General features: G+C 72.3%; 11 protein-coding genes. 4 read left to right on the top strand and 7 right to left on the bottom strand.

All coding sequences use genetic code 11. The annotated features are described in order from the left end of the window. Positions 1 to 18: 18 nt before the first annotated feature. The 3 genes from ABT118_RS31250 to ABT118_RS31240 form a co-directional block, all read right to left on the bottom strand. Positions 19 to 4,959 (bottom strand): NAD-glutamate dehydrogenase, encoded by a 4,941-nt coding sequence (locus tag ABT118_RS31250; RefSeq protein ID WP_350677082.1) that lies wholly within the window; start codon positions 4,957 to 4,959, stop codon positions 19 to 21. A gap of 273 nt (positions 4,960 to 5,232) precedes the next feature. After that, complete coding sequence (gene pruA / locus ABT118_RS31245; RefSeq protein WP_350677180.1) at positions 5,233 to 6,858, bottom strand: L-glutamate gamma-semialdehyde dehydrogenase; 1,626 nt, start codon at positions 6,856 to 6,858, stop codon at positions 5,233 to 5,235. Positions 6,859 to 6,950: 92 nt separating this feature from the next. Beyond that, complete coding sequence (locus tag ABT118_RS31240) at positions 6,951 to 7,604, bottom strand: HAD family hydrolase (RefSeq protein ID WP_502884744.1); 654 nt, start codon at positions 7,602 to 7,604, stop codon at positions 6,951 to 6,953. Between the two features lie 267 nt (positions 7,605 to 7,871). On the opposite strand from ABT118_RS31240, the gene ABT118_RS31235 reads away from it, so the two are divergent. Continuing rightward, entirely contained in the window at positions 7,872 to 16,835 is an 8,964-nt protein-coding gene (locus ABT118_RS31235; RefSeq protein ID WP_350677078.1) for a SpaA isopeptide-forming pilin-related protein, read from the top strand. A gap of 65 nt (positions 16,836 to 16,900) precedes the next feature. Here ABT118_RS31235 and ABT118_RS31230 read toward each other — a convergent pair whose 3' ends face one another. Beyond that, on the bottom strand, positions 16,901 to 18,022 hold the full coding sequence (locus tag ABT118_RS31230) for a Dyp-type peroxidase (protein ID WP_350677070.1): 1,122 nt from the start codon (positions 18,020 to 18,022) through the stop codon (positions 16,901 to 16,903). A gap of 97 nt (positions 18,023 to 18,119) precedes the next feature. Here ABT118_RS31230 and ABT118_RS31225 point away from each other — a divergent pair, with 97 nt between their 5' ends. Continuing rightward, the gene (locus ABT118_RS31225) at positions 18,120 to 19,385 is read left to right on the top strand and encodes a right-handed parallel beta-helix repeat-containing protein (protein WP_350677063.1); all 1,266 of its coding nucleotides are present in this window, start codon (positions 18,120 to 18,122) and stop codon (positions 19,383 to 19,385) included. A 7-nt stretch (positions 19,386 to 19,392) separates the two neighbouring features. On the opposite strand, the gene ABT118_RS31220 is transcribed toward ABT118_RS31225, so the two are convergent. Then, positions 19,393 to 20,112, bottom strand: coding sequence for a hypothetical protein (locus ABT118_RS31220; RefSeq protein ID WP_350677057.1), 720 nt, complete (start codon positions 20,110 to 20,112; stop codon positions 19,393 to 19,395). A 282-nt stretch (positions 20,113 to 20,394) separates the two neighbouring features. Between ABT118_RS31220 and ABT118_RS31215 the strand changes: the two genes are divergently transcribed. Next, positions 20,395 to 22,344, top strand: a complete 1,950-nt coding sequence (locus tag ABT118_RS31215) for an alkyl/aryl-sulfatase (protein ID WP_350677052.1) — start codon at positions 20,395 to 20,397, stop codon at positions 22,342 to 22,344. 32 nt (positions 22,345 to 22,376) lie between these two features. On the opposite strand, the gene ABT118_RS31210 is transcribed toward ABT118_RS31215, so the two are convergent. Further along, entirely contained in the window at positions 22,377 to 22,886 is a 510-nt protein-coding gene (locus ABT118_RS31210) for a DUF6912 family protein (protein ID WP_350677046.1), read from the bottom strand. A gap of 85 nt (positions 22,887 to 22,971) precedes the next feature. Then, positions 22,972 to 23,976 carry a patatin-like phospholipase family protein gene (locus tag ABT118_RS31205; protein WP_350677043.1) on the bottom strand — a complete coding sequence of 335 codons (1,005 nt, stop codon included), beginning with the start codon at positions 23,974 to 23,976 and terminating at the stop codon, positions 22,972 to 22,974. Between the two features lie 282 nt (positions 23,977 to 24,258). On the opposite strand from ABT118_RS31205, the gene ABT118_RS31200 reads away from it, so the two are divergent. Then, the gene (locus ABT118_RS31200) at positions 24,259 to 24,729 is read left to right on the top strand and encodes an Rv3235 family protein (RefSeq protein ID WP_350677039.1); all 471 of its coding nucleotides are present in this window, start codon (positions 24,259 to 24,261) and stop codon (positions 24,727 to 24,729) included. Positions 24,730 to 24,732: the final 3 nt, after the last annotated feature.

Raw genomic sequence — 24,732 nt, 5'->3', positions numbered from 1 at the left:
CTGCCTGCTGTCAGTCCGTCAGCGCGCGGCGCGCAGCAGCGTCCGGATCACCCGCATCGCGACCGACAGGCTGGACAGCTCGTACTTGTCCGAACCCCTTATGTCGTCGAGCGTGGTCTTGGCCCGGCTCAGCAGGGTGGAGTTGAGCTCCGCCCAGGCCGCGTACCGCTCCTCCGGCGAGGCGCCCTCGGGCCCGCAGGAGAGGATGTCGGCGGTGAGCGCCGCGTGGGCCGCGAAGAGGTCCTCGCGGATCGCCGCGCGAGCCATCGAGGACCAGCGGTCGGTGCGCGGCAGCTCGATGATCCGGTCCAGCAGGTGGGTGATCTGGAGCCGGTCGGCGAGGTCGTAGTACAGCTCGGCGACCTCGGTCACCTCGGCCCCGGAGCGGTCCGTGACCCCGACGATGTCGAGGGTCGGGAAGGCCGAGGAGAGCCCGGCGATCCGGCCGGCCAGCTCGTCGGGGACGCCCGCGCCGGTGAGCTCCTGCTGGATCGACTCGTACCAGGCCAGGTCCTCGCCGCGGAGCGGCTTGGGCAGGCTGTCCCAGACCTGGTTGACCCGGGCGCGGAAGAACGCGATGTTCTCGGCGATGTCCAGCGGCTGGCGCCGGTTGTTGAGCATCCACCGGGTGGCGCGCTCGACCAGGCGGCGGCTGTGCAGCCGCATCTTGGTCTGCACCCCGGCCGGGACGACGGTGTCGAGGGCCTCGATCTCGCCCCAGATCTGCTCCAGGCCGAAGACCGCGCGCGCCGCCGCGTGGGTGCGGGCGATCTCCTCCATGGTGGCGCCGGTCTCCTCGCGGAGCCGGAACGCGAAGGTGCAACCGCCGCGGTTGATCGTGTCGTTGACGATCAGGGTGGTGATGATCTCGCGGCGCAGCGGGTGGTTGTCGATCGCCTCGGCGAACTTCACCCGGAGTGCGGACGGGAAGTACTCGTGCAGCGCGCTGCGGAAGTACGGGTCGTCCGGCAGCTCGGTGGCGAGCAGCTCGTCGGCCAGGGTGATCTTGGTGTAGGCGAGCAGCACCGACAGCTCGGGCTGCGAGAACCCGCGCCCGGACTGCTGGCGCTCGCGGATCTGCCGGTCCGTCGGGAGGAACTCGATGCCGCGGTCGAGCTGGCCGTCGGCCTCCAGCCGGTTGATCACCCGGGCGTGTACGTCGACCATCGAGACCGCCTGGGCGACCGCGTTGGCCAGCACCACGTTCTGCGCGTAGTTGTTGCGCAGCACCAGGTGGCCGACCTCGTCGGTCATCTCGGCGAGCAGCTTGTTGCGCTGCTTGACCGTCATGTCGCCGTCGGCGACCACCTGGTTGAGCAGGATCTTGATGTTGACCTCGTGGTCCGAGGTGTCCACGCCGGCCGAGTTGTCGATGGCGTCGGTGTTGATCCAGCCGCCGGTGCCCTCGGGGCCGCCGGTCGCCGCGTACTCGATCCGGCCGAGCTGGGTGCAGCCGAGGTTGCCGCCCTCGCCGACCACCCGGGCGCGGACCTGGCCGCCGTTGACCCGGATCGCGTCGTTGGCCTTGTCGCCGACCTCGGCGTTGGTCTCGCCGGTGGCCTTGATGTAGGTGCCGATGCCGCCGTTCCAGAACAGGTCCACCGGGGACTGCAGGATCGCCTTCATCAGCTCGGCCGGGGTCAGCTTGGCCTCGGTCAGGCCGAGCCGCTCGCGCACCTGGGCGGAGAGCTGGATCGACTTGGCGCTGCGGGGGAAGACCCCGCCGCCGGCCGAGATCAGCGACTTGTCGTAGTCGTCCCAGGAGCTGCGCGGCACGTCGAAGAGCCGGCGGCGCTCGGCGTAGGAGACCGCCGCGTCCGGGTTCGGGTCGAGGAAGATGTGCCGGTGGTCGAAGGCGGCCACCAGCCGGATGTGCTCGCTGAGCAGCATCCCGTTGCCGAACACGTCACCGGACATGTCGCCGATGCCGACCACGGTGAAGTCCTCGGTCTGGGTGTCGACGCCCAGCTCGCGGAAGTTGCGCTTGACGGACTCCCAGGCGCCGCGCGCCGTGATGCCCATGCCCTTGTGGTCGTACCCGGCCGAGCCGCCGGAGGCGAACGCGTCGCCCAGCCAGAAGCCGTAGGACTCCGCCACGCCGTTGGCGATGTCGGAGAAGGTCGCGGTGCCCTTGTCGGCGGCGACCACCAGGTAGGTGTCGTCCTCGTCGTGCCGGACCACGTCGACCGGGTGGACGACGTCGCCGGCCTTCAGGTTGTCGGTGATGTCGAGCAGCGCCGAGATGAAGGTCTTGTACGAGGCGATGCCCTCGGCGAACCAGGCGTCCCGGTCCACCGACGGGTCCGGCAGCTGCTTGGCGACGAAGCCGCCCTTGGCGCCGACCGGCACGATCACGGTGTTCTTGACCATCTGGGCCTTGACCAGGCCGAGGATCTCGGTCCGGAAGTCCTCACGCCGGTCGGACCAGCGCAGACCGCCGCGGGCGACCTTGCCGAAGCGCAGGTGCACGCCCTCGACCCGGGGCGAGTAGACCCAGATCTCGAAGGCCGGGCGGGGCGCGGGCAGGTCCGGGATGGCCTTCGGGTCGAACTTCATCGACACGTAGGAGTGCCAGTCGCCGTCCTCGGCGTGCTGGAAGAAGTTGGTCCGCAGGGTGGCCCGGATCAGGTGCAGGAAGGAGCGCAGGATGCGGTCCTCGTCCAGCGAGACGACCTCGTCCAGGGCGCCGCCCAGCTCCTCCAGGATGCCCTCGGTCAGCTCGGCCGAGCCGAGCTGGTGGCCGGGGCTGAGCCGGGCCTCGAAGAGGTTGACCAGCAGCCGGGTGGAGTGGATGTTGTTGCGGAGCGCGTCCTCCATGTAGTCCTGGGAGAAGGTGCTCCCGGCCTGCCGGAGGTACTTGGCGTAGGCGCGCAGCACCACGGCCTGACGCCAGGTCAGCCCGGCGGTGAGGATCAGCTCGTTGAAGCCGTCGTTCTCCGCCTTGCCGGTCCAGGTGGCCGCGAAGGTGTCCTGGAAGCGCTCGCGGGCCTCCTCGGTGAGGGTGGTCGCCTCGCGCAGCTTGAGGCCGAAGTCGTAGACCCAGGCCTTGGAGCCGTCGTCCCGGGTGAGCGCGTACGGGCGCTCGTCGAGCACCTCGACACCCAGGCGCTGGAGCACCGGCAGGACCTCGGTGAGCGAGATCGGGCCGCCGACCCGGTAGATCTTGAAGCGGCGCTCGTCGTCGCCCGCGCCGACCGGCTGGTACAGGTTCAGGCGGAAGTCGCCCTCGCCGCTCAGCGACTCGATCTGCTTGAGGTCGGCGACGGCGGTGCGCGGCGGGAAGTCGGCGCGGTAGCCGTCCGGGAAGGCGTTGCCGTAGCGGCGGCCGAGCTCGGCGGCGCGCTCCTCGCCCAGCTCGATGTGCAGCTGGTCGTTGAAGCCGTCCATCCAGAACCGGGCGGCGTCGGCCAGCTTGGCCTCGATCCGCTCGACCTCGGCGTCGCTCAGGCTGGGCAACTCGCTGCCCTTGGCGACCCGGACCACGAAGTGCAGGCGGGTCAGCACCGACTCGGTGGACCAGACGCTGTACTCGATGTTGTCGCCGTTGAGCTCCTGCTTGAGCAGCTCCATCAGGCGGAGCCTGATCCGGGTGGTGTAGCGGTCGCGCGGCAGGTAGATCAGCGCGGAGAAGTAGCGCCCGTACTCGTCCTGGCGGAGGAACAGCCGCAGCCGGCGGCGCTCCTGGAGGTAGAGCACGCTGGTGGCGATGGAGAGCAGCTGCTCGGCCGGGGTCTGGAAGATCTCGTCCCGGGGGAAGGTCTCCAGGATCTGGAGCAGGTCGCGGCCGTCGTGGCTCTCGCCGGAGAAGCCCGAACCGGCCAGCACCTCCTGCACCTTGCGGCGCACCACCGGGATCCGGACGACCGACTCGGTGTACGCGGCGGAGGAGAACAGGCCGAGGAAGCGGCGCTCGCCGACCACGTTGCCCTGGGCGTCGAACTTCTTCACGCCGACGTAGTCCAGGTACGCGGGGCGGTGCACGGTGGACTTGCTGTTGGCCTTGGTGAGGACCAGCAGCTTCTTCTCGTGCGCCTTCGCCCGGACCGGGGCGGTCATCCGGCCGAAGGCCTCGGAGACCGGGTGGTGGTCGGTGTCGTGGCTGAGCGGGTCGGAGCGCAGGATGCCCAGGCCGGTGCCGGGGACGGCCCGCAGCACCTCCTCGCCCTGGTGCTCGGCCAGGTCGTACTCGCGGTAGCCGAGGAAGGTGAACTTGTCGTCGGCCAGCCAGCGCATCAGCTCCCAGGCCTCGCCGACCTCCTGCTCGGACAGGTGGGCCGGGGGCACCTCGGCGAGCTCGTCGGCCAGGCGCAGCGCGGAGTCGCGCATCTTGCCCCAGTCCTCGACCACCTCGCGGACGTCGCCCAGCACCCGGCGCAGACCGGTCTCGATCGCGCGCAGGTCGTCGCGGTCGGTCTCGCGGTCGATCTCGATGTGCATCCAGGACTCGACCGTGGCGTCGGCGGGCCACTCGGTGCCGGCCGCCTGGCTGCGCGAGCAGGCGTCCAGGTCGAGGATCTCCAGCAGCTTGCCGGTGATGTCACGGCGCACTGCGAGCTGGGGGTGGATCACCACGTGGATGCCGCGGTCCTGGCGGGTCAGCTCGTTGGTGACCGAGTCGACCAGGAAGGGCATGTCGTCGGTGACCACCTCGACCACGGTGTGGCCGCAGGACCACCCGTTCTCCTCGACGGTCGGGGTGTACACCCGGACCTCGGCGGTGCCCTGGGGCCGCTTGAGGCCCAGCCGGTACTGCGAGGCCGCCGCACCGTAGACGTCCACCGGGTCGCGGTCGACCAGGTCCTCGGGGGCGGTGTGGAGGTAGTAGTGGTGCAGGTACGCGGCCAGAGCGCCGTTGCTCAGACCCTCTCCTGGCGCCGCTCCCCCCACCTGGCTGTTCTCAGCGGCTGCTGCTGCCTTGGTCAGCAGTTCTGCCTTGGCTGCGTCCAGCTTGGTCTGCATGGCTCTTTGGCTCCTGTCGCGCGCCGTTGCGTGACTCGGTGACGGTTCGGGTCCATCGTCGCGCCTGCCCGCAATCCTCCCGTATCCACCGGAAGAAACCCGCTCATGGCACGCATGAAGCGACCTTCGTCCGGGTACTAGGGATGTTTGGCCTGCGACCGGAACCCGACGACGCCAGTCAGCCTAACCGGAGGAAACGAAGGTGTCAGGCGACATGGAGGCACAATCCCGGAGGAAGATCGGGCCGTCCTGGACAGGACGTCCAATCCGGGCTCAGCCCATGTGCGGATAGCGGTACTCCGTCGGCGGTACGAAGCTCTCCTTGATCGACCGGGCCGAGGTCCAGCGCAGCAGGTTCTGCGCCGCTCCCGCCTTGTCGTTGGTGCCCGAGGCCCGGCCGCCGCCGAACGGCTGCTGGCCGACCACCGCGCCGGTCGGCTTGTCGTTGATGGAGAAGTTGCCCGCCGCGAACCGCAGCCGCTCCATCGCCTGCACGATCGCGTACCGGTCGGTGGCGATCACCGCGCCGGTCAGTCCGTACGGCGCCCCGCCGTCGACCCGGTTCAGCACGTCGTCCCAGCGCGCGTCCTCGTAGACGTGCACGGCCAGCACCGGGCCGAAGTACTCCTGCTGGAAGATCTCGTTGCGGTGGTCCGAGCAGACCAGCACGGTCGGCCTGACGAACCATCCGATCGCGTCGTCGTACTGGCCGCCGGCCGCCAGCTCCACCGTCGGGTCCGCCACCGCGCGGTCGATCGCGGCGGTCACCCGGGCGTACGCCTTCGCGTCGATCAGCGCGCCCATGAAGTTGGACAGGTCGCTGACGTCCCCGACCGTGAGGGCGTCCACCTCGGCCAGGAAGTCGTCCTTGATCCGCTGCCAGAGGCTGCGCGGGAGGTAGGCCCGGGACAGCGCCGAGCACTTCTGGCCCTGGTACTCGAAGGCACCCCGGAGCAGCGCGGTGCGCAGGATGTCCGGGTCGGCCGAGCGGTGCGCGAGCAGGAAGTCCTTGCCGCCGGTCTCGCCGACGATCCTCGGGTAGGTCCGGTACGAGCCGATGTTGGTGCCGATGGTGCGCCAGAGCGACTGGAAGACGGCGGTCGAACCGGTGAAGTGCAGCCCGGCCAGCGCCGGGTCGGCCAGCGCGACCTGGGACAGCGCCTGGCCGTCGCCGGTGACCAGGTTGATCACCCCGGGCGGCAGTCCGGCCGCCTCCAGCAGCCGCATCAGGTGGTACGCCGCCAGGCTCTGGGCGGGCGCGGGCTTCCACACCACGGTGTTGCCCATCAGGGCCGGTGCGGTCGGCAGGTTGCCCGCGATGGCGGTGAAGTTGAACGGGGTGACCGCGTAGACGAACCCCTCCAGCGGGCGGTGGTCGGTCCGGTTCCACACCCCGGGCGAGGACCTCGGCTGCTCGGCCAGGATCTGCCGGGCGAAGTGCACGTTGAACCGCCAGAAGTCGACCAGCTCGCACGGCGCGTCGATCTCCGCCTGCTGGGCGGTCTTGGACTGGCCGAGCATGGTGGCCGCCGCCACCGTCTCCCGCCACGGTCCGGCCAGCAGGTCGGCGGCGCGCAGGAAGACCGCCGCCCGGTCGTCGAAGGAGAGCGCGCGCCAGTCGGCCGCCGCCGCGAGCGCCGCGTCGACCGCGAGCCGGGCGTCCTCCCGGGTCGCGTTGCCCAGCAGGCCGAGCTTCGCGCTGTGGTGGTGCGGCTGCACCACGTCGATCCGCTCGCCGGAGCCGAACCGCTGCTCACCGCCGATGGTCATCGGCAGCGGGATCTGCTCCGCCGCCAGTTCGTCCAGCCTGCGCTCCAGCCGGGCCCGCTCGGGGCTGCCCGGGGCGTAGTCGTGCCCGGGCTCGTTGACCGGCTCGGGGACCTGGGTGACTGCGTCGATCGGCATGTCGGGCTCACTCTCCTCGGCTCAGCCCCCAGCCTGACCACCCGTCAACCGAATCACCGCAGCTGACACGCGGTGGGCGGAGTGGCTCACGCCACGATCCGCCCGGCCAGCTCCACCGCCTCGGCCAGGCTGTCCACCACCGGGACGCCCAGCGGCTCCAGCTTCTCCCGGGTGTGCGACCCGCCGGTGTACAGCACCGCGCGGGCGCCGACGTTGAGCGCGGCCACCGCGTCGTCGGCCGCGTCCCCGATCAGCACCGTGTGCGCCGGGTCGGTGCCGAGCGCCACCAGGTGCCGCCGCAGGTACTCGGTCTTGCCGGTCCCGTACGACTCGCCGACCCGGCCGTCCACCCGGACGAAGTGCGGCTCGATCCCCCGGGCCCGCACCTGCGGGACCAGCCGGTGGTGCTCGTGCATCGACAGCAGCGACTGGCTGCGGCCGCCCGCCGACCAGCCGGTCAGCAGCTCGGCCGCGCCCTCGGTCAGGCCGCAGGCGTCACTGAGCTCCTGGTAGCGGTCCTGGAAGGCGGCGTCCAGCACCAGCCACTCGTCGGTGGTCGGCTCCCGGCCGAGCAGCAGCTCGTAGAACTTCGGTATCGGGAAGCAGTACAGCTCCCGGTACTGCTGCACGGTGATCGGCGCCACCCCGAGGGTCGCGAAGGCGGCATTGCTGGCCTCGACCACTGCTGCCATGTCGTGCAGCAGGGTGCCGTTCCAGTCCCAGACGATGTGAGTACGCACCCGGGAACGGTACCCGAGGGGCGGGCGGGCGAAAAGATTGCGCCATCAGAATTCGTTCCGTTTATCTTCTTAATTCGCGCGGGTGCGCTGAGCGGATGAAATATCCGGGACGCCCTGTCGATTCCGAGGCGTATCCGACTAACGCCAGTCATGAAAGTCGTAGAAATCGTTCCGGGGGCAGTCGAATGGAGCGATGTGAGGACCATGCCGCAGAGGCCGCCCGGCCACCGGAGACCGACTCCCCTCCGGTGGCGACCGCTCGCCGCGGTGACCGCCCTGGCGATGACCGCCTCGGTCGGGGTCGCGGTGTTCGGACCGGCCTCCCGGGCCGCGACGGGTGACGGGGCGGTGACCGTCCAGGTCGTCCGCGAGGTCAACGCGGACGGCACCTGGAACGGGGCCGCGCTGGAACCGGGCATGAGCGGCGTCACGGTGACCCTGACCGACGACGCCGGTGCGACCATCACCGGCACCACGGCCGCCGACGGCACGGTCACCCTGCGCCCGGCCGCCACCGCGCTGGCCGGCGGCAAGTACCGGGTCCAGGTGATCAACCCCAAACCCGGCATCCTGTACTCGGCGTTCGCGGCCCGCGACACCTTCACCGCCACGGCGAACCGGCTGAGCAGCACCGAGGAGTTCGTCGACCTCTCCGGCGGCAAGAACGTCTCGTACACCACGGCTTTCTGGAATCCGGCCGACTACTGCCAGAAGAACGCCCCGCTGGTCACCGCGTGCATCAGGAACGACGCCGAGGCGACCACGCTGCGGACCCTGGTGGAGTTCCCGTACAACGCGCGCGGTGTCGACAACCAGACCACCGACCTGGCCACCAAGGCGCAGACCGGCGCGGTGTACGGGATCGGCTACAGCAAGCAGAAGAAGTGGATCTTCAGCGGCGCACACGCCCACCGGAGCTCCCCGTACGGCCCGTCCGGGCAGGGCGCCGTCTACCTCACCGACCGGGCGACCGACGTCACCACCCTGTTCACCACCGTGCCCTCCGCCGGGACCACGGCGCACGCCTTCGCCACCAACACCGACGTCGGCTTCACCCCCGTGGTGGCCAAGGAGGCGCTGGGCGACGTCGAGGTCTCGGAGGACGGCAACGACCTCTACGTGGTCAACCTGGCGAACCGTCAGCTGTACCGCTACGACGCGACCGCGAAGACCGCGACCGCCGCGAAGGCCGTGTACCCGATCCCCGGCCCGACCACCGCCTGCCCGGCGACCGGTGACTGGCGCCCCTACGGCCTCGGCTTCCAGGACGGCGTGCTCTACGTCGGCGGCGTCTGCTCCGGCGAGTCGACCCAGCTGAAGTCCGACCTGCGGGCGATCGTGCGGACCTTCGACCCGGTGGCCGGCACCTTCGGTCCCGTGGTGATGGACCAGCGGCTGGACTACCCGCGCGACATCTCGTTCGAGTCGGCGATCTGCAAGGGCGCCTCCTGGTACCCGTGGAACGACCAGATCCCCGCCACCCAGGACGGCAAGGCCTGCCCCGCCGGGTACTACGCGAACCCCGAACCGATCCTCGCCGACATCATCGTGGACACCGACGGCTCGCTGATCCTCGGCTTCCGCGACCGCTTCACCGACCAGGTCGGCCACCTGCAGACCATCGCGGTCGGCAGCGGGCTCTACCAGCCGGCCTCGGGCGGCTCGCTGAGCCGGGCCTGCCTCGGCACGGGCACCACCTTCGTGATGGCCGAGAACGGCGGCTGCGGCGAGACCGGCCGCGGCAACGGCGCCTACTACAACCGGACGTACTGGGAGCACGGCAACGGCCTCTTCGCGGGCAACGCGCTCTCCAAGGTCGAGAGCACCATCGCCAGTTCGGCGGTCGACCCGACCGGGACCATCTTCAGCGGCGGCACCGCGTTCGCCAACCGCGACGGCTCCGAGAGCCCGCGCGACGCCACCCACGGGAACCGGCTGACCACCACCTTCGGCAAGGGCGGCTCGATGGCCGACCTGGAGGTGATGTGCGACGAGGCACCCCTGCAGATCGGCAACCGGGTCTGGTACGACGTCGACCGGAACGGCATCCAGGACCCGAGCGAGAAGCCCGTGGTGGGCGCCACCGTCCGGCTGTACAACGCGGCCGGCACGGTGGTGGGCACCATGAGGACCACCGCCCGCGGTGAGTACTACTTCGACGACTCCAACGTCACGGGCGGGCTGAAACCCCGCACGCAGTACACCATCAAGGTCGACAACGCGGCGGACTACCAGACGGGCGGCCCGCTGTTCCAGTGGATCGTCACCAAGAACGACGCCGGCAGCAACGACTTCATCGACAGCGACGGGAAGGTACCGCCCGGCGGCACCTACCCCGAGCACACGATCACCACCGGCGGACCCGGCCAGGACAACCACACCTACGACTTCGGCTACGTCCAGCCGGAGGGCCAGGTGTCGGTCCTCAAGCAGTCCAAGGAGAACGCCGCACCGCTGCCCGGCGCGGTCTTCCAGCTCTGGCGGGAGACCAACAGCACCCCCGGCCTCCAGACCACCGGCACCACCCCGGACACCAAGGTCGGCGCCCCCTGCACCACCCCGGCCACCGGGATCTGCACCGCCACCGTCCCGTTGGGGACGTACTACTGGCAGGAGACCCAGGCGCCCGACGGCTACCTGCTCCCCGCCACGGCCGTCTTCGGACCGCTGGTCCTGACCATGGCCAACTACACGCAGGGCGTCACGACCACCGCCGTCAACGAACTCGGCACCGGCGCGGTGAGCGTCCTCAAGCAGGACCAGAACGGCGCAGCGCTCCCCGGTGCCGTCTTCCAGCTCTGGCGGGAGACCAACGGCACGGCCGGGCTCCAGGCCGACGACACCAAGGTCGGCACCCCCTGCACCACCCCGGCCGACGGCAAGTGCAGCTCCACCGTCCCGCTGGGCACCTACTACTGGGAGGAGGCCCAGGCACCCACCGGCTACCTGCTCCCCTCCCCCGCCGTGTTCGGACCCCTCGTCCTCACGATGGCCAACCGCACCCAGGGCGTCAGCACCACCGCCGTCAACCAGTTGGCAACCGGCGCCGTCACCGTGGTGAAGCGTGACGAGGCGGGTGGTGCGCTCGCAGGCGCGGTGTTCCAGCTCTGGCGCGAGACCAACGGCACGGCCGGGCTCCAGCCCGACGGCACCACCCCGGACACCAAGGTCGGCACCACCTGCACCACCCCGGCCACCGGGATCTGCACGGCCACCGTCTCGCTGGGGACGTACTACTGGCAGGAGACCCAGGCACCCACCGGCTACCTGCTCCCCGCCACGCCCGTCTTCGGGCCTCTCGTGCTGACGATGGCGAACCGTACCCAGGGCGTCAGCGCCACCGCCGTCAACCAGCTCGCCACCGGCGCGGTCACCGTCCTCAAGCAGGACAGCACGGGCAACGCCCTGGCAGGGGCGGTGTTCCAGCTCTGGCGGGACACCAACGGCACGGCCGGGCTCCAGCCCGACGACACCAAGGTCGGTGCCACCTGCACCACCCCGGCCTCGGGCGTGTGCACGGCCACCGTCCCGCTCGGCACGTACTACTGGGAGGAGACCCAGGCACCCCCGGGCTTTCTGACGCCCAGTCCGGCGGTCTTCGGGCCGGCCGTACTGACGATGGCCAACCGGACCTTCGGCGTCAGCGTCACGGCGGTCAACCAGCAGATCACGGGCGCGGTCCGGGTCCTGAAGCAGGACCCTGCGGGCAACGCCCTGGCGGGAGCGGTGTTCCAGCTCTGGCGCGAGACCAACGGCACCCCCGACCTCCAACTGGACGGTGCCACCCCGGACACCAAGGTCGGCGCCACCTGCACGACGGCGGCGAACGGCTTCTGCTCCGTCACCGTCCCACTGGGGACGTACTACTGGCAGGAGACCCAGGCACCCACCGGCTACCTGCTCCCCTCCCCGGCCGTCTTCGGACCGCTGACCCTCACGGCCGCCAACAGCCTGCTGGGCACCAGCGTGACGGCGGTCAACGAACTCGCCACCGGCGCGGTCACCGTCCTCAAGCAGAACAGCGCTGCAACTCCCTTGGCGGGCGCGGTGTTCCAGCTCTGGCGGGAGACCAACGGCACGGCCGGTCTCCAGCCTGACGGTGCCACCCCGGACACCAAGGTCGGCACCCCCTGCACCACCCCCGCCTCGGGCGTGTGCACCGCCACCGTCCCGCTCGGCACCTACTACTGGCAGGAGACCCAAGCACCCCCGGACCACCTGACCCCCAGTCCGGCGGTCTTCGGACCCCTCGTGCTGACCATGGCCAACCGAACCCAGGGCGTCACCACCACCGCCGTCAACGAGCTCGCGATGGGCAGCGTCAGCGTGCTCAAGCAGGACCAGAACGGCGCAGCGCTGGCCGGGGCCGTCTTCCAGCTCTGGCGCGACACCAACGGCACCGCCGGCCTCCAGACCGACGGCGCCACCCCGGACACGGCAGTGGACGCGCTGTGCACCACCCCGGCGAACGGCACCTGCAGCCGGACAGTCCCGCCGGGCACCTACTACTGGCAGGAGACCCAGGCCCCGACCGGCTACCTCCTGCCCAGCCCCGCCGTCTTCGGACCGCTCGTCCTCACCACCGCCAACTACGCACAGGGCGTCACGACCACCGCCGTCAACGAACTCGCCACCGGCGCGGTCAGCGTGCTCAAGCAGGACCAGAACGGCGCAGCGCTCCCCGGAGCCGTCTTCCAGCTCTGGCGGGAGACCAACGGCACGGCCGGGCTCCAGGCGGATGACACCAAGGTCGGCACCACCTGCACCACTCCGGCGACCGGCCTCTGCTCGGCCACCGTGCCACTCGGGACGTACTACTGGGAGGAGACCCAGGCACCCACCGGGTACCTGCTCCCCTCCCCCGCCGTCTTCGGACCCCTCGTCCTGACGATGGCGAACCGCACCCAGGGCGTCAGCACCACCGCCGTCAATGAGTTGGCGACCGGTGCCGTCACCGTCCTCAAGCAGGACGCCACCGGCACCGCGCTGGCCGGAGCCGTCTTCCAGCTCTGGCACGAGACCAACGGCACGGCCGGCCTCCAGGCCGACGACACCAAGGTCGGCACCACCTGCACCACCCCGGCGACCGGCCTCTGCTCGGCCACCGTCCCGCTGGGGACGTACTACTGGGAGGAGACCCAGGCACCCACCGGGTACCTGCTGCCCAGCCCGGCCGTCTTCGGGCCGGTGGTCCTCACCATGGCCAACCGCACGCAAGGCGTCAGCGTCACCGCCGTCAACGAACTCGCCACCGGTGCGGTCACCGTGCTCAAGCAGGACAGCGCGGGCAAGGCCCTGGCGGGAGCGGTGTTCCAGCTCTGGCGGGAGACCAACGGCACGGCCGGCCTCCAGGCCGACGACACCAAGGTCGGCACCACCTGCACCACCCCCGCCACCGGGATCTGCACCAGCACCGTCCCGCTGGGGACGTACTACTGGGAGGAGACCCAGGCACCCACCGGCTACCTACTCCCCTCCCCGGCCGTCTTCGGACCCCTCGTCCTGACGATGGCGAACCGCACCCAGGGCGTCAGCACCACCGCCGTCAATGAGTTGGCGACCGGTGCCGTCACCGTCCTCAAGCAGGACCCCGCCGGCAACGCCCTGGCCGGAGCCGTCTTCCAGCTCTGGCAGGACACCAACGGCACCGCCGGACTCCAGCCCGACGACACCAAGATCGGCACGACCTGCACCACCCCTGCCACGGGCCTCTGCTCGGCCACCGCCCCGCTGGGGACGTACTACTGGGAGGAGACCCAGGCACCCACCGGGTACCTGCTGCCCAGCCCGGCCGTCTTCGGACCCCTGGTCCTGACGATGGCGAACCGCACCCAGGGCGTCAGCACCACCGCCGTCAACGAGCTCGCCACCGGCGCCGTCACCGTCCTCAAGCAGGACACCGGCGGCAACCCGCTGGCCGGAGCCGTCTTCCAGCTCTGGCACGAGACCAACAACACCCCGGGCCTCCAGATCGACGGGTCCGTTCCTGACACCAGGTCAGGCACCCCCTGCACCACCCCGGCCACCGGCCTCTGCTCGGCCACCGTGCCCCTCGGCACGTACTACTGGCAGGAGACCCAAGCCCCCGACGCCTACCTGCTGCCCAGCACGCCGGTCTTCGGACCCTTGGTGCTGACGATGGCGAACCGCACCCAGGGCGTCAGCGTCACCGCCGTCAACGAACTCGCCACCGGCGCGGTGACCCTGCTGAAGCAGGACGGTACGGGCAAGGCCCTGGCCGGAGCGGTGTTCCAGCTCTGGCGGGAGACCAACGGCACGGCCGGACTACAAGCCGACGACACCAAGGTCGGCACCACCTGCACCACCCCGGCCGACGGCAAGTGCAGCTCCACCGTCCCGCTGGGCACCTACTACTGGGAGGAGACCCAGGCACCCACCGGCTACCTGCTCCCCTCCCCCGCCGTGTTCGGACCCCTCGTCCTCACGATGGCCAACCGCACCCAGGGCGTCAGCACCACCGCCGTCAACCAGTTGGCGACCGGCGCCGTCAGCATCCTCAAGCAGGACCCTGCGGGCACCGCGCTGGCCGGAGCGGTGTTCCAGCTCTGGCAGGACACCAACGGCACCGCCGGAATCCAGGCCGACGACACCAAGATCGGCACTCCCTGCACCACCCCCGCCACCGGGATCTGCACCAGCACCGTCCCGCTCGGCACGTACTACTGGCAGGAGACCCAAGCCCCCGACGGCTACCTGCTCCCCGACCCGGCCGTCTTCGGACCGCTCGTCCTCACCATGGCCAACCGCACCCAGGGCGTCAGCACCACCGCCGTCAACGAGTTGGCGACCGGTGCGGTGAGCATCCTCAAGCAGGACTCCGCCGGCACCGCGCTGGCCGGAGCCGTCTTCCAGCTCTGGCGCGACACCAACAACACCCCGGGCCTCCAGGCCGACGACACCAAGATCGGCACCACCTGCACCACCCCGGCCACCGGCCTCTGCTCGGCCACCGTCCCGCTCGGCACCTACTTCTGGCAGGAGCTCCAGGCCCCGCCGGGCTACCTGCTCCCCGACCCGGTCGTCTTCGGACCGGTGGTCCTGACGATGGCCAACCGCATCCAGAGCGTCAGCGTCACCGCCGTCAACGAACTCGCCATGGGCAGTGTCAGCGTGCTCAAGCGGGACCAGAACGGGACGGCACTGCCCGGCGCGGTGTTCCAGCTCTGGCGCGACACCAACGGCACCGACGGTCTCCAGACCGACGGCGCCACCCCGGACACCATGGTCGGAACCCCCTGCACCACCCCGGCGGCCGGGCTGTGCAGCAACCACACCACCGTCGGCACCTACTACTGGCAGGAGACCCAGGCGCCGACCGGCTACCTGCTCCCCGACCCGGCCGTCTTCGGACCGCTCGTCCTCACCACCGCGAACTACGCGCAGGGGGTGAGCACCACCGCCGTCAACACGCAGGCGACGGGCGCGGTGAGCATCCTCAAGCAGGACGGCAGCGGCAACCCGCTTGCGGGCGCGGTGTTCCAGCTCTGGCGCGAGACCAACGGGACCACCGGCCTCCAGGCCGACGACACCAAGGTCGGCACCCCCTGCACCACGCCGGCCGACGGCAGGTGCAGCGCCACCGTCCCGGTCGGCACCTACTACTGGCAGGAGACCCAGGCCCCTGACGGCTACGCTCTGCCCGCCCCGGCGGTGTTCGGACCGCTCGTCCTGACCATGGCCAACTACGCCCAGGGCGTCAGCACCACCGCCGTCAACGAGTTGGCGACCGGCGCCGTCACCGTCCTCAAGCGGGACACCGGCGGCAACCCGCTGGCCGGAGCGGTCTTCCAGCTCTGGCGGGAGACCAACAACACCCCCGGCCTCCAGACCGACGGCGCGACCCCTGACACCGCGTCAGGCGCCGCCTGCACCACCCCGGCCACCGGGATCTGCACCGGCACCGTCCCGCTCGGCACCTACTACTGGCAGGAGACCCAGGCACCCACCGGGTACCTGCTCCCCGACCCGGCCGTGTTCGGACCGCTCGTCCTCACCACCGCCAACTACACCCAGGGCGTCAGCACCACCGCCGTCAACGAACTCGCCACCGGCGCGGTCTCCGTGCTGAAGCGGAACCCCACCGGCAGCTCGCTGGCCGGAGCCGTGTTCCAGCTCTGGCGGGAGTCCAACGGCACCGCCGGTCTCCAGACCGACGGCGCCACCCCGGACACCAAGGTCGGCACCCGCTGCGTCACCTCGCTCGCCGGGCTCTGCACCAGCACCGTCCCGCTCGGGACGTACTACTGGCAGGAGACCCAGGCGCCCCCCGGCCATCAGCTGCCCCCCGTCACCGTCTTCGGACCGCTGGACCTCACCATGGCCAACCGGACCCAGGGAGTCAGCACCACCGCCGTGAACGAGCCGCTGACCGACGTGCTCATCATCGAAGGCGAGGTCACCGTCCTCAAGCACGACCCGGCCGGGAAGCCACTGGCCGGCGCGGTGTTCCAGCTCTGGCAGGAGAGCAACCGGACCCCGGGGCTCCAGGCCGACGACACCAAGGTCGGCGCGCCCTGCACCACCCCGGCCACCGGCGTGTGCCGGGCGAACGTCCCGGTGGGCGCCTACTACTGGCAGGAGACCCAGGCCCCGGCCGGGTACGTGCTGCCCGATCCTGCGGTCGTCGGCCCGCTGGTCCTGACGGAACTCAACCTGACCCAGGGGGCGAGCGTCACCGTGGTCAACCGGCCGAAGACGGCGGACCTCCACCTGCTCAAGCGGAGCGAGCAGGACGGGCGGCCGCTCCAGGGTGCGATCTTCCGGCTCTGGCAGGAAACCAACGGCGTCGACGGGCTCCAGCGGGACGGCGCCTCCCCCGACCGGTCGGCCGCCGTCGCGTGCACGACCGACGCCCAGGGGCTCTGCCCCTTCCCGGCGCTGCCGCTCGGCGCGTACTACCTGGACGAGACCCGGGCACCCGACGGCTACGTCCTGCCGGCCCAGCCGGTGAGCGGTCCGTACCTGCTCGGTGAAGGGGACGTCGGCCGGACGGTCGAGGTGGTGCGGCTGAACGCACCGAAGCCGCCCACCCCCAGTCCCTCGCCCAGTCCGAGCCCCAGCCCGTCGCCGTCCACGCCGCCGAAGCCGCCGACCCCGCTGCCCTCGACCGGCCTGGCCGTGCTGGGCGGCCTCTCGCTCAGCCTGCTGGTGATCTGCTCGGGCGTACTGCTGCTGGCCTTCCGCGGCCGCCGCCGGAAGGCCGGTGACTGAGACCGGACCCGAGTGACCGTCAGGGGCCGGACCGCCGTGAGGGCGGTCCGGCCCCTGTCCGTCTCCTACGGCCCGCCGAACAGCGCGGAGCCCAGCGGGCGGCCGGGCAGCGCGCCCGGCAGGATGTGGAAGACAGCCGAACCCCGGTGCTCCAGATAGGCGTTCATCGCGTCCGCACCGGCCAGCCGCTCCTGGACCCGGACGAACAGCGCCGGGTCGCGCATGAACGCCAGGAACACCAGCCCCTGCTCCTCGGGCCCGTCCGCGTACGAGTAACCCCGGCGCAGCATCCGGGCGCCGCCGTCGAGCCGCGAGTGGGCCAGCCGGACGTGCGAGTCGGCCGGCAGCAGGTACCGGCCGTCGGCGGCCTTGGCGAACAGGTCCGGCTCCTCGTGCTCGGCGCTCCGGCCGAGCGCCGCGCCGCTGTCCAGCCGGCGGCCGACCACGGCCTCCCTGCGGTCGCCCGGCAGCCGGGCGAACTCCTCGGTCAGCATCCTGATCTGACGGACCACCAGGTAGGTGCCGTCCCGGTCGGGGCCGTCGGTGAGCCAGACCCAGCGTTCGCGCTCGCCCGGGTCGGGGTTGACGGTGCCGTCCTTGAAGCCGAACAGGTTGCGGGGCGTCTCCCCCCGCGCGACCGGCTGCTGGAAGCCGGACCGCCGCCAACGGACCGTCAGCAGACCCCGGACGGCCCGGTCGAACCCGGCGGCGGCGGTCACCACCGTCCAGACGTCGGGGGCGCAGAGCTGGACCACCAGGTCACCGCCGCAGCGGGCCGGATCGAGCCGGTCCCCGGGGAAGGCGGGCAGCTCGGCCAGACCCTCCGGCGTCCGCAGTCCGAGCCGCCCGGGCAGGGCGGGGCCGATCCCGACCGTGGCGGTGGCCCCGATGACCGGCGGCCCGCCCGGCCACCGGGCCAGCAGCTCCCGCAGCCGCCCGGCCCCCTCGGGCCCGGCCACCCCCGGGGCGAGGTCGTAGGCGGCGAGCAGCAGGCTGTCCGGCTGGGGAGTGGTCACCCCGGCCTGCCGTCCGGGCCGTTCCGGGTAGGGGCCGGCCGCATCCCCGACCGCATCCCCGGCCGGTTCCGCGACCGGTTCGGCGACCGGCCCGCACCCGGCGGCCGCCGCCAGCAGGACCGCGCCGGACAGCAGCCCGCGCCGGGACGGGCCGGGAGGGGCAGCGGGCACGAGGTCTCCGTCCGGCAGCTGGGCGCACGCGCCGGATTGGGCCATTCGATACCACGCCGTGCGCACGGTGAGTCGCGGATACGATACACAGGGCGACATGCCCAGCCATCACGCCCGCCCCCGCCACCGTCTCGCCGTCCTCCTGGTCGGGGCCGCCCTGCTGGCCGGCTGCTCGGGCCCGGCCGACCGGACGCCGCTCGCCCCGCCGGGCGCGCCCGGCGTGGTCCGGGTCCCGCAGGACGCCCCGTCGATCCAGCGCGGGGTCGACGCCGCCCGCCCGGGCGACGTGGTGCTGGTCTCCCCCGGCGTGTACCGGGAGAGCGTGCTGCTGGCCAAGCCGCGCGTGGTGCTGCGCGGGGCGGACCGCAACGCCGTGGTGGTGGACGGCGAGTTCCGCCGGGTCAACGGCATCACCGTGACGGGGGCGGAGTCGGCGGTGGAGAACCTGACGGTCCGCCACCACCTGGCCAACGGGCTGCTGTTCACCGGGGTGACGGACGAGCGGCTGCAGGGCCGGGGCGCGGGCGGCTCCGGGTACGACCCGCTCGACACCGAGCGGTTCCCGCCGCTGCAGGGATTCCGGGCCTCCTACGTGACGGCCTACAACAACGCGCTGTACGGCATCTACGCCTTCGACTCCAGGTCGGGGGTGATCGAGCACTCGTACGCCTCGGGGCAGGCCGACTCCGGCATCTACGTCGGCCAGTGCCGCCCCTGCGCGACCGTGGTGCGGGACAACCTGGTCGAGCACAACGCGGTGGGCATCGAGGTCACCAACGCCTCCGAGCAGCTCTGGTTCCTCGGCAACCGCGCCGTGCACAACCGGGTAGGGGTGACGGTGAACTCCAACGACTTCGAGGCGCTGGCGCCGCAGCACGGCGCGGTGATCGCCGGGAACACCGTCACCGACAACAACGACGACCGCAGCCCCGAGCAGGCGGACGGCGGGTTCGGCATCGGGATCGGGATCGGCGGGGGCAGCACCAACACCGTCACCCGCAACCTGGTCCGGGGCAACGCGGCCGCCGGGCTGCTGCTCCGCGACGTCCAGGGCTACCGGGCGGGCGGCAACACCGTCGACGGCAACCTGGTCCGGGGCAACGGGGCCGACCTGGTCGCCACGGCGGCCGACCCGGGCAACTGCGTCGGCGCCAACTCCGGTGCCCCGTCGGCATCCTGCACCCCGGGGCCGGTCGCGACCGAGCCCGCCCGGGCGGCGGTCCCGCCCGGGGTCTCGTTCCGGACCCTGCCCGCGCCGCCCGCGCAGCCGCAGCTGCCCGGCGGGGCGGACGCCCCGGTGCGTCCGGCGGTCGGGCTGCCCGGGGCGGTCGACCCCGACGCGTACCCGCTGCCGACCGGCTGAGGGGGCGTCAGCCCAGGGTCCACGGGGTGCCGGGAACCGGGTCGGCCGGTCCGCCGGGGAAGTCCACCGTGACCAGGCGCTCCAGCCCGGCCACCCGCATCGTCACCCGGCGCAGACCGCCCTCGCCGTCGACCCAGTACGTCAGCGGCGACTCGCCCCGGTCGGCGGCCGACCGGGGCCGGGGGCCCGAGAAGACGTCGTAGGACCGGGCGTCGATCCGCTCGCCGCGCAGCCACCGGGGGCCCTGCTCGGCGAGCACCTGGGCGTTGTCCGGCCGGTCGGCGGCCAGCCGCAGCACCAGGTTCAGCCCGACGTCGAACGGGTCCGAGCTGAAGGCCCGCGGCGACCAGGCGGCCCGCGGCATGGTCGCCGCGGCCGACAGCGCCGGCGGGCCGCCCGGCCCGGCGGCGGGGGCGACGCCGACACCCTCCCGGTCCCAGGCGAGCAGACCCGGGTCCGCGCCCGGGATCCGGTAGCTGCCGACGGCGTGATGGCTGCGGAAGTCGACCAGACCGTCCACCACACTGTCACCGTCCCGGCCCTGCACGGTGATCCGGACCCGGGCCGGGCTCTTCTCGTACGTGGTGAAACGGGCCAGTGCGAGCCGCCCCGCCTCGTCCAGGGTGATCGCCCTGGACGCCGGGTGCCCGGTCGGCCAGGCCCACCCGCCGATCCCGGCCAGCAGCGCGACCGCGACTGCGGCCACCACCGGCCACCGCCCTGTCATCCGACTCCGCCGATCGGCCATGGTCGCCCTCCCTCGCCTGGGGTCGGCCCATCATCGGCTCCCGGCCGCCACGGGCGGCCGACGCCGGACCCGCAGGCCGGGGAAGACCACCCGCACGGCGGACCGCCGGGTCCGGCGGCGGATGTGCAATGGGACCGCTCACAGCCTCGGCCCGGCCCGCGCAGGGAGCCCTCCCAATTCCGCCGCCCGCCATTGACCGGCACCCGGCCGGGCAGCAGGGTCGGCGTCAACGCCCGCCCCCTTCGTGCTGTGAGGTACCCCATGAGCCCGCTCGACCGTCGCGGCTTCGTCGCCGCCACCGGTGCCGCCGCCGCGGCCCTCGCCCTCAACCCGCTGAGCGCGGCGGCGACCGGGCGGTCCGACGGCCGGGACGGAGCCGACGGGGAGAGCGCGACCGGCACCGGCGCGCTGCCGTACGGCGACCGGACCGACTTCGCCGACGCCGAGCGGGGCTTCATCGGCGCGCTCACCCCCGGGGTGGTGAAGAACGCGGCCGGCCAGGTGGTCTGGGACAACGACGCGTACGCCTTCCTGAACGGCCCGGCACCTAAGACCGCCGACCCGAGCCTCTGGCGGCAGAGCCAACTGACGGCGAAGCAGGGCCTGTTCAAGGTCACCGAGCGGATCTACCAGGTCCGCGGCCTCGACCTGTCGAACATGACGATCGTCGAGGGCGACACCGGCATCGTCGTGATCGACCCGCTGATCTCGGCCGAGACCGCGGCCGCCGCCCTCGGCCTGTACCGGGCCCACCGGGGCGACCGGAAGGTCACCGGGCTGATCTACACCCACCCACACGTCGACCACTTCGGCGGCTGCCGGGGCGTACTGCCGAACGGCGCGGGGAGCGTCCCGATCCTGGCCCCCGAGGGCTTCATGGAGCACGCCGTCTCGGAGAACGTCTACGCCGGCACCGCGATGACCCGGCGGGCCTCGTACATGTACGGCGCGCAGCTGCCCAAGGGCGCCGCCGCGCAGATCGGCTGCGGCCTCGGGCAGAACGTCTCGGTCGGCACCATCGGCCTGATCCCGCCGACCGGGTACGTCTCGAAGACCGGTCAGACCGAGACCCTGGACGGCGTCCGGATCGAGTTCCAGCTCACGCCCGGCACCGAGGCGCACGCCGAGATGAACTTCCTCTTCCCCGACCTGCGGGCCGTCTGCATGGCCGAGAACGCCACCCACACCATGCACAACATCATCACCCTGCGCGGCGCCCAGGTCCGGGACGCCCGGCAGTGGGCGCTCTACCTGGGCGAGTCGGCCGAGCTGTTCCGGGGCAGGGTGGACGTGGCCTTCGCCTCGCACCACTGGCCGACCTGGGGCGGTGAGCAGATCACCACCCTGCTGGAGCACCAGCGCGACCTGTACGCCTACCTGCACGACCAGACGCTGCGGATGATCAACCAGGGCCTGACCGGCCACGAGATCGCCGAGCAGCTCCAACTGCCGCCCGCCCTGGACGCGGTGTGGGCCAACCGCGGCTACTACGGCTCGCTCAGCCACAACGTCAAGGGCATCTACCAGCGCTACCTGGGCTGGTTCGACGGCAACCCGGCGCACCTCTGGGAGCACCCGCCGGTGGAGGAGTCCAAGCGCTACGTCCGGGCCATGGGCGGCCAGCGGCTCGCCACCGCCACCGCGCTGCGCTTCGTCCACGACGGCGACCTGCGGTTCGCCGCCACCCTGCTCAACCACTGCGTCTTCGCCGACCCCGCCGACCGCCGGGCCAGGAACGAGCTGGCCAAGGTCTACGACAGCCTCGGCCGGGCCACCGAGAACGCGGTCTGGCGCAACTTCTACCTCACCGGCGCGATGGAGCTGCGCGAGGGCGTGAAGCCCGCCACCGCCTCCACCACCGGCGCCGACATGCTGATGGCGCTCACCGTCGAGCAGCTGATCGACTCGGTGGCGATCCGGGTGAACGGCCCCCGGGCCTGGGACCTCGCCCTGACCATGGACTGGAACCTGCCCGCCCTCGGCCGGGTCTGGCACCTCCGGCTCGCCAACGGCGTGCTGACCTACCGCAGCAGCACCGTCCCGGCCGCCGACGCCGGTGTGAGCCTGACCCTGACCAAGCCCCAACTGCTCGGCCTGCTGGCCGGCAAGGGCTTGGACGGCGTCACCGTCACCGGCGACGCCACCCTGCTGCCCAAGCTGCTGGCGGTGCTCGACAAGCCGGACCCGAACTTCGCCATCGTCACCCCCTGAGCCGACGGCCAGGGCATCAGGGCAACGGGGCGTCAGGCCAGCAGGGCGGGGATCTCCTGGGTCGCGAACCAGAGCAGCTCGTGGTCCTCGGCGCCGTCCACGGTGAACTGCGCGTCGTCGTCGCCCTTGTCCGCGGCCTCGATCACGGCGGCCGCGGCGGCGATGTCCGCCACCACGTCGGCGTCGGCCACGTCCGCGTGCACCGCGGCCGCCTTCGCCAGCGGCAGCGGGCCCTTGAGCACCACCCGGCCCAGCGACGCCTGGTCCTGGTACTCGTCCCCGACGAACGGCCCCACCCCGGAATCGGCCACCTCGACCGCCACCACCACCCGGCGGCGAGGGGCCGAGGGGTCGGCTGCGAGCAGCCGCAGCGCGGCCTGCGCAGCGCGGTTGAGGGCCGCGTACTCCAGCTCCTCCAGGTCGTCGCTGACGTACCACTCGCGCAGCGCAGGCGTCACCGCGTACGCCACCGACTGGTCCAGCGCTCCACCGGGGTACGCCGCCGCCAGTCCGGCCAGGGTCGTGGGCACGTACACGCGCATCGGGAGCACTCCGGTTCTTCGGCGGGGCAGGGAAAGCCAGACCCAACAATACGCACCTCCCGCACCCCGCCAGGGGCCCGGAGGGCTACCGCAGCGCCCGCGCCGTGGTGTGCAGCGCCGTCTCCAGCGTCTGGCCCCGGCGGGCCGGGTCCATCATGTTCGGCCCCATCGCCGCCAGGTCCTCCAGCGTCGGCGCCAGCAGCTGCACCCGCACCCCGCCTGCCCGCAACTCCCTTGCCTCCCGCATCAGTTGACGGGTCACCGCACGCCGGTACCGGCTCACCAGCTGCGCCAGCACCCCGCGCGGCCGGTCCCGCTGCCGCCACTCCCGGACCGCCGCGAGCGTCCCCCGCTCCACCACCCGCCCGTCCGGCCAGGACGGCCGCAGGGCCATCGGCGCGAGCACGTACACCTCGTCCAGGCCCCGGCCCGCCATCAGGTCGGCGTTGGTCGCCGACCAGCAGCCCCCGTCGACGTACCGGCTCCCGTTCACCTCCACCGGGGCGAACCAGCCGGGGATCGCGCAGGAGGCCATCACCGCCCGGTCGACCGGCACCTCCGGCGCACCGGGGTCGCCGAAGGCCACCCGCCGCCCGGTCCGGTAGTCCACCGCCGCCACCCGCAGGCCGGAGCCGGCCGGCCAGCCCCCGTCGCCCACCAGCCCCCGGACCAGCTCACCCACCGGTGCCACCGAGCCCCGCCCGGTCGGCACGGCGGCCGAGACCATGGTCAGGAACGGGTACTCGCGCGGGTGCCGGACGGCGTCCCGCAGCAGGCCGGGCGAACCGATCCCGGGGCGGGGACGCGGCGGCAGCGCGCCGCCCACCGCCGTGTCGTAGTCGAAGTCGACGCCCGCCAGCGGGCCGGTGGTGATCTCCAGGCCGCGCTGATGGTCCCTCAGCTCGGCCGCCCCGACCCCGGCCGTCAGCAGCGTCCCCAGGATCGAACCGGCCGAGGTGCCCAGCACGATCTCGGCCGAGCCCGGCCGCCAGCCGGTCGCCTCCTCCACCGCGCACAGCGCACCGATCGTCCAGGCCGCACCGAGCATCCCGCCGCCGCCGAGCACCAGGCCCCGCCGCACCTCGCCCACCTCGCCCACCTCCGCCCCCGATCCTCCCCCGCCCACCCGCCGGGCGGCCGACGCCGCTCCCGGGCGCCGTCGGGAACGTCCCCCTTCGAGCCCCGTCCCACCCCTCGGCCCGTCAACCGGACGCGCCACCCCGGGCCGTACGGATCCGCTGCCCGCAGTGCATCTCACCCGGATAGGTGACACCGCGGGCCGCCGCCGACACGCTCGGGCCCGTCGTTGTCCGCCCCCCGCCGCACCGGTACCAAGGACCTGACCGCACCCGACGAACGAAGGGCGCCCGCCTTGACCGCTCCCGCACCCCGCGTCCGCGCCCTGGTCCACCCGGTCCACCCGCACCCGCGCCGCCCGGACCGGGTGCCCCGCCGCCCGCACCCCGTCGGCGAACTGACGCCCCGCCACCCCCGGGCGGCCTGCTCCCCGGCCCGTACGGCGCAGAGCCAACTGGCGGCGCGGTTCGCCCACCGGCTGGTCGAGGTGCTCACCGGCCACCGCCCGGCCGGACAGCTCCAGCGGCACACCTCGCTGCCCGGCTACCAGCAGCTCACCGCCCTGGTCCGGTCCGGCCCGCTCCGCCCGCGCGGCCGGCTGACGGCGCACCGGCTGGGCCGGGTGTACGACTCCGCGCCCACCGCGCGGGCCCTGGAGGTCTGCGTCCGGGTCGAGTTCGGGCCCCGGCACCACATGGTGGCGTTCCGGCTGGAGCGGCACCGCAGGACCGAGCAGTGGCAGTGCACCGCCGTGGAGTCCCGCTGAGAA

The organism is Kitasatospora sp. NPDC002040, from assembly GCF_040296785.1.
In the GTDB taxonomy this organism is placed as follows: Bacteria; Actinomycetota; Actinomycetes; order Streptomycetales; family Streptomycetaceae; genus Kitasatospora.
This window is presented reverse-complemented; position numbering and strand designations above follow the sequence as displayed.